Annotated in this window: 4 protein-coding genes; 3 read left to right on the top strand and 1 reads right to left on the bottom strand. The window is 60.8% G+C overall.

Annotation, left to right across the window (positions count from 1 at the left end):
* Window positions 1-387 precede the first annotated feature (387 nt).
* The 3 genes from OQZ28_RS16975 (at window position 388) to OQZ28_RS16985 (ending at window position 3,304) form a co-directional block, all read left to right on the top strand.
* Window positions 388-1,317, top strand: coding sequence for a DUF2493 domain-containing protein (locus OQZ28_RS16975; protein ID WP_458136675.1), 930 nt, complete (start codon window positions 388-390; stop codon window positions 1,315-1,317).
* Between the two features lie 292 nt (window positions 1,318-1,609).
* Window positions 1,610-2,332 (top strand): hypothetical protein, encoded by a 723-nt coding sequence (locus tag OQZ28_RS16980; protein ID WP_458136676.1) that lies wholly within the window; start codon window positions 1,610-1,612, stop codon window positions 2,330-2,332.
* A 645-nt stretch (window positions 2,333-2,977) separates the two neighbouring features.
* The gene (locus tag OQZ28_RS16985) at window positions 2,978-3,304 is read left to right on the top strand and encodes a DUF736 domain-containing protein (RefSeq protein WP_458136678.1); all 327 of its coding nucleotides are present in this window, start codon (window positions 2,978-2,980) and stop codon (window positions 3,302-3,304) included.
* A gap of 414 nt (window positions 3,305-3,718) precedes the next feature.
* On the opposite strand, the gene OQZ28_RS16990 is transcribed toward OQZ28_RS16985, so the two are convergent.
* The gene (locus OQZ28_RS16990) at window positions 3,719-5,302 is read right to left on the bottom strand and encodes a patatin-like phospholipase family protein (protein ID WP_458136677.1); all 1,584 of its coding nucleotides are present in this window, start codon (window positions 5,300-5,302) and stop codon (window positions 3,719-3,721) included.
* Between the last annotated feature and the right edge of the window lie 699 nt (window positions 5,303-6,001).

A 6,001-nucleotide genomic window follows, 5' to 3' on the forward strand; every position in this document is an offset into this window, starting at 1 on the left:
CTCTCCAGATCCATACCTGCCCCGGCCTGTCTCCTTACGCCTACGGCTTCAGGAGACAGGCCGGGCCTTCAACAGGGGGTTAATATTGCATGCCGATCAGGGGTTATTTTTGAGTGCCGATTGACAGGATGTCGCGCCCACGGCCTTTCAGAGAGGGGAGCGGGCGTCAGCCGGGCCGGCCTTCAATGGCGTGCGGCGGCTATTTTCCGCCGCGCGCTCCCTGTGGGACCGCGCTTTGCATCGCGAAGCAAAATAGCCGCCGGCCTGCCATCCTCCGCGTTGCTCCGGCCGCGCGTGAGCGCGCGGTTCCGGCCCGTCCCTGGTCTGCCGCTATCCGCCCCCGGAAAGGCCGCGATGGGCGCGGCCCGTATCCCGGAGGAGAGACCCATGACCCGCGCGACAGACGATTTCGAACCCGTGCATGCCGCATCCGCAACCGCCCATGTGCTGACCGAACTCCAGACTTATGGCTTCCGTCCATTCGAGGACGAGCCGGATTCGCGGCCGTTGCCCGAGGCGGAGCGTATCGGCGGCGCCGTGGCCGATATCTTTGACGCCATCGCAGCCACCTTGACGGACACGCGACTGGAGCCCGATCTTGAGGAATTGCTCTGGTCGGCGGTCAACGTCTTCCACCGCATGGTCGGCCAGGTGGAGCGTGAACTCGATCGTAACGAGCAGGCGCAGAAGCGCGGCCAGCAGGAGCAGGACGGCAGCGAGATCCGCTCGGTGGAACTGGAGCGGCTGATCGCGCAGGGGCTGACCCTGCTGGAACGACGGAACGCCTACGAGATCTTCCGCGACGAGGCGAAGGAGCAGTTCGAACGCCTGACGATGAGCGCGTGGCGTCCGAAGGTCGGCTCGCTGGTGTCACGCCGCACGATGACGGCCTCCATGATCGACAGCCGCGACTTCCTCAACGCCCGCCGCAAATCCGAGGGCGAGTTGCTGGTGCCGTCCGGCCCGAAGGTGGTCGTGACCGGCGGCCTCGACTTCAATGATCATAACCTGATCTGGGACCGGTTGGACAAGGTGAGGGCGAAGCATCCCGACATGGCGCTGCTGCACGGTGGCTCGCCAAAAGGCGCGGAGTTCATTGCCTCCCGCTGGGCCGATCACCGCGAGATCGCGCAGATCGCCTTCAAGCCGGACTGGACACGCCACAAAAAGGCTGCCCCCTTCCGCCGCAACGACGCCATGCTCGACACGATGCCGATTGGGGTCATTGTCTTTCCTGGCACTGGCATTCAGGAGAATCTGGCCGACAAGGCGAAGCGCCTTGGCATCCCGGTTCTGCGGTTCTGTGGCGGCGCGTGAGCGCCGTCAAACCGTCAGGCGAGGCCGACCACTCGCTCCCTCGCCTGACGCTGAGGTCGCGCACGTAATCGCTCGGTGCAGACCAGGACCTCGCCCCGTTCCTTCATGCATGGGATCGGGCAAAGAGACGTCTCACGGCCATAACTCCGATCAGATCGCGCGGGCAGACCGTCACCCGATTGGCGGATGCCGGTACAAAATTGATGGCGAAATTTTCTTCACCGGGATGATACGCTCACCTAAAATGTAATCCGGCTTTGCAAAATGAAAGAATCAAAGGGGGGGTAAGGATATGGAAACTGTATTGGCAGACCAGGAAACCGTTGCGCAACCCCATGATACGGTTCTCGAATGTGTCGAGAAGACAGAGAAAATCAAAGCGTTTGTGCCGCTGGCTCTTGTCGTGCTGTGCGTTGCTCCGCCGGTTCTTGGGAATCTGCTTCATTTTCGACTTGGGAGTGCGCTTGTTAATGGTGTTGTCTGTTTTCTGATCGCGGGTCTTTTGATCAAAGGTGTCAACAGGTTCGTGCTCGCCCCTTTTCAGACATTTCGGTACAAGCGGGCAGCTGAACAGCTGGCGAGAGAAATTCAATCCAGCGATCAGATGGTTCTGCAGAAGAGGATATGGTGGGTGGACACGCCCGGCGCGTTGGCGATTACGCGACAAGGTCAGCTCGTCATCATGGATCAGAATAGCCGGTATCAGAGACTTTATCTTCGGCCGGACCAGATTGTCGGCGTGAGCGTGGAGCGTGAGGCGACGCATGTGACCGATACGCGCCACGGTGGCCGTTTCACGGTCGGTGGTCTGTCCCGTGGCGGATTGTTCGGCGGATACACGTTTGGTGGACGGTCCCGCTCGACGACACGGACCGTCGAGACGGCCTTTCTGGAAATCCAGTATCAGCTGGATCGCAATGGCGTCACCTATATTACCGTCGTGCCATTTGGTACAGCGCGACGCGACGCGGAGGCTCTTCGCACGACGATCGCGCGCCTGGTGCAGAACGTGTAAACCGGCGTGCTGTCCGGGACTGCGCCGAAGCCCAGCCCGGCTTGATCCGGCGGGGTGGTGCGCGTGGCCTTCCGGGGCCAGCCGTGGCGCGCAACGGTGTGGGGGCTCCTACCTGCCGCGGCAAGATGGTGGTTCCGCGCCCGATGCACGGATGGTCCTTCAGCATGGCGACGGGGCCGTCCCGCCGAATGCGTCGATACCAGCGGTCGGTTGCCAATCGTCCCGTGCCGAGAGAGGCGGCACACAGGCGCGTCCTGCAACTCCGGCGTGTCCGTTCTGCCCAGCGGTGCTCCTGCCGGGCGTGACAGGGAGGGTTCGCCGCCTGTCTCACGTCCGGCCCGCCATCGGAGCGGATGTTGCCTTCCTGTCTCTCCCGGGGCTGACGGGTCCGCACACCATGGCCTCTGTCGGATGGCTGATCTAGCCGAAGGACGGCGATGCCTCGATCGGCTGGCCGCAACGGCGTTCCGGAACTTTCTTCCCCTGACGGCTGCGCCGTCATTCCTCGCGCATCAAGAAAGTTCCGGCCCTGCCGTCCTCCGCTTCGCTTCGGCCCTGAAGGGTGCTCTGCCGCTCGCCTCCGGCTGGTCGATCGCCATCGAGGCCACGGTGGTCGCGGTCCGATACCAGCAAGGAGATACGAAAATGGCGAACATTGGTTCCTTCAAGAAGGCGGGCGAGGGTTTCGAAGGCGAGATCGTCACCCTGGCACTCCAGGCCCGCAACGTCCGCCTGGTGCCCGAAACCAACCGGAGCAACGACAACGCTCCCAACTATCGTGTGTATCTCGGCAGGGTCGAGTTGGGCGCCTGCTGGCAGAAACGCTCCAGTGAGGGACGTGACTACCTCAGCCTGAAGCTGGATGATCCGTCCTTCCCGGCGCCGATCTTCGCCAACCTGTTCGCCGACGATGACGGTGAGAGCCACGCCCTGATCTGGACGCGCCCCCGCACCAGCCGCAACGGCGACTGAGCGCCCCGATCACCCGCCCGGGTCCGCCCGGGCGGGGCTTCGGCAGCCAGAGATCAAAAGAGAAACTTCGGACCGTTGACGCCTTTTCGGGCAATGCTAGTCAGCAGAATTGCCCCAGCCTGGCACAGAGGCCCGTGGTTCCTATTCTGCGATGTGGCTGCATCGTGGAAATAAATGATCGCTGCTTCGTAGGTGGACGTCAACGGGCCGCGCTACGCCGCAGGTCAGGATCACGGATGCTCTCCAGCGCACGGCGGCGCTCGGTCGCTATCTGCCGCGCTTCCTTGACCAGATCCGACCTGACGCTTTGATGTTTGGCAAGAATCCGCTGAATCTTGTCGTTAGACTCGACTCCCTCGGTTTTCAGGGGGCCTCTAAAGGTGACGCTTTTCAAAGCCATAGTCATCCTCCCCTCTATGACAATTCACTTATTACCGCATCAAACAGCTCTTTGACAGATTTTTCGAGCATTTCGAGCGCTTCGCTGACCAAGCCGTTCGTCGGGAATACAGCATCGCCATCAATGCGAACAACAAGATGGCTGCCTGAGCCCTGTGCTGATATAGGAATGCAGAGTTGCCATGCTAGGCCCGGCCAGACCTTTTTCCGGCGAAGACGGTTCGCGTCTCCGGGCAGGTCTAAATTGGATGGAAGCGGGGCAACTTCAAAGCGTGACTCATTCTTCGCCCAAGCGGCGCCGATCACCGATCCTTCGATCGGAAGCAGCATACCTTCGTCTGGATCCATCTCGTAACCAACGGAAAACTCAAGGCGAAGTGAATGATGATAGTCCCGATCGGGTAAAGCGATCGCCACCCGAATACGTCCCGCAGTATTGTTAAGTGCCTCCGTCAAAATCTCTTCAGCAAGGCTCCGCGTTTCTTTGCACAAAGTTCGGTAAAGGTCTGGACGCCTGAACAGCCACTTGTCCAGCCGGACGCCTGCCGCCGCTTCACCATCGCGAACTTCCTGACGTGCATCGTCTAGCGTCATGTCGAAATCGAGCAACTCGAGGCGGCTCTCGAGTTCGAGTTGTTCAGACTGGCCAGAGGCTCGCAGATTGAGTTCACCTGAGCCGAACAGAGCAGTACGGATTGCTGCAGGCAGCCAGTTGAAGCGACCGATTACGGGGGTATGGGTTGGATCGGCAATGGCAATGGCGATGGTCAGAGCTTCGGGATCCAGTTCACGTTCTTCGTCAAATGGCCATGCGGGAAGGTTGGATACGATGCCGCCATCGACAAATATCGTCTGGTCGATCGCCCAGGGCTGGAAAATGACTGGCAGGCAGATTGATGCCGCAACGGCATCAGCGACCGCAACATCTGGCGTGCGTTCGGGTGAGAACAGATGCAACTTGCATTCACTCAGATTGGCACTGACGATTTTCAGGGTTGGGCGACCATCACGTCCGAAATCGCCCATAGTAACAACGCGCCCTGGGGTGTCGGGAAACATTCGGCGCTGGAGTAGCGTTGCCAGAGCGTCACGAAAGCCCCGGATGTCCGCAAGCCCCCCAATCAGAACCAGTGCGCTCTGCCTTGCTGTCCATAGGAGGAGAGCGGAGATCAGGAGGGCACCGCATACCATCCACCATGAACGGCTTTCGCCGACACAGAGCAGTCCCACAAATTCTGCGATGCCGATGCCGATTGCGATCGTCTTCAGGAGTGAGGCGTGGCGACTGCCCCAGCGGAAGAGGCGCAGTCTTGCCCATCCCGTCCGCCCGAAAATATCGGTCACTCTGTTTATCCGAGGATCGATCGCATGCAACTGGCCAATGATGGACGTGTCGCTATCCGGGTCGAGCAGTTCCCGCGACGAGAAGCCCGCCGCACGGAGTGCTGCGACGATTGCACCGGCTGACGTGCCGGCAATGCCTTGAAAGACAACATTGCGATCTTCAAGCGCCCTGAGTGCGCCGACATGGATCAGCCCTTTCGCACCGCCACCCGAAAATGCGACGAAAGCGCGGTTCGATTTGGGAGTTATGGGCACATGTCCTCAATGTTGTCGGGCGATGAGCAGCGACTCTATTCGCGCCAGCTTTTGATGATTATCTCTACCTGTGTAAGGAGTGCTCATCCGCAGCGTCAACCATGTTGTCTGGTGTGCTTGTCCGGATAGGTGCATTCGTTCCCATAGCATTTTCTTTGTGACTCCCCATTGATGATGCGTGGCTCCTCCAAAATACTGCGCGTTTCGGCCCATCCGCCCCCGGCACCGCGCCGCAGCCCCGCCCGGGTCGATCCGGTCGCGCGGGGCGAACAGTCTTTCGGGACGGCAGGCTGTGGCGAGCCATGATGCAGGACTGGCTCATGGCCTGTCGCGAGGAAGCATGGCATTTCTACGCCCGATGAACGGATGGTCCTTCAGCATGGCGACGGGGCCGTCCCGCCGAATGCGTCGATACCAGCGGTCGGTTGCCAATCGTCCCGCGCCGAGAGAGGCGGCACACAGGCGCGTCCTGCAACTCCGGCGTGTCCGTTCTGCCCAGCGGTGCTCCTGCCGGGCGTGACAGGGAGGGTTCGCCGCCTGTCTCACGTCCGGCCCGCCATCGGAGCGGATGTTTGTTAAGCGGCATGGAAAAGTGACCCCTTCGGAAGGGGGACAGGCAGCCAAAAACGACCCCTTTCTGAGAAACGGGTTCACGATGGCCTTCATGCTGAATGGAGGCCCGGTTTGGGATGCTTGTTG

Source organism: Komagataeibacter sp. NFXK3 (assembly GCF_054182245.1).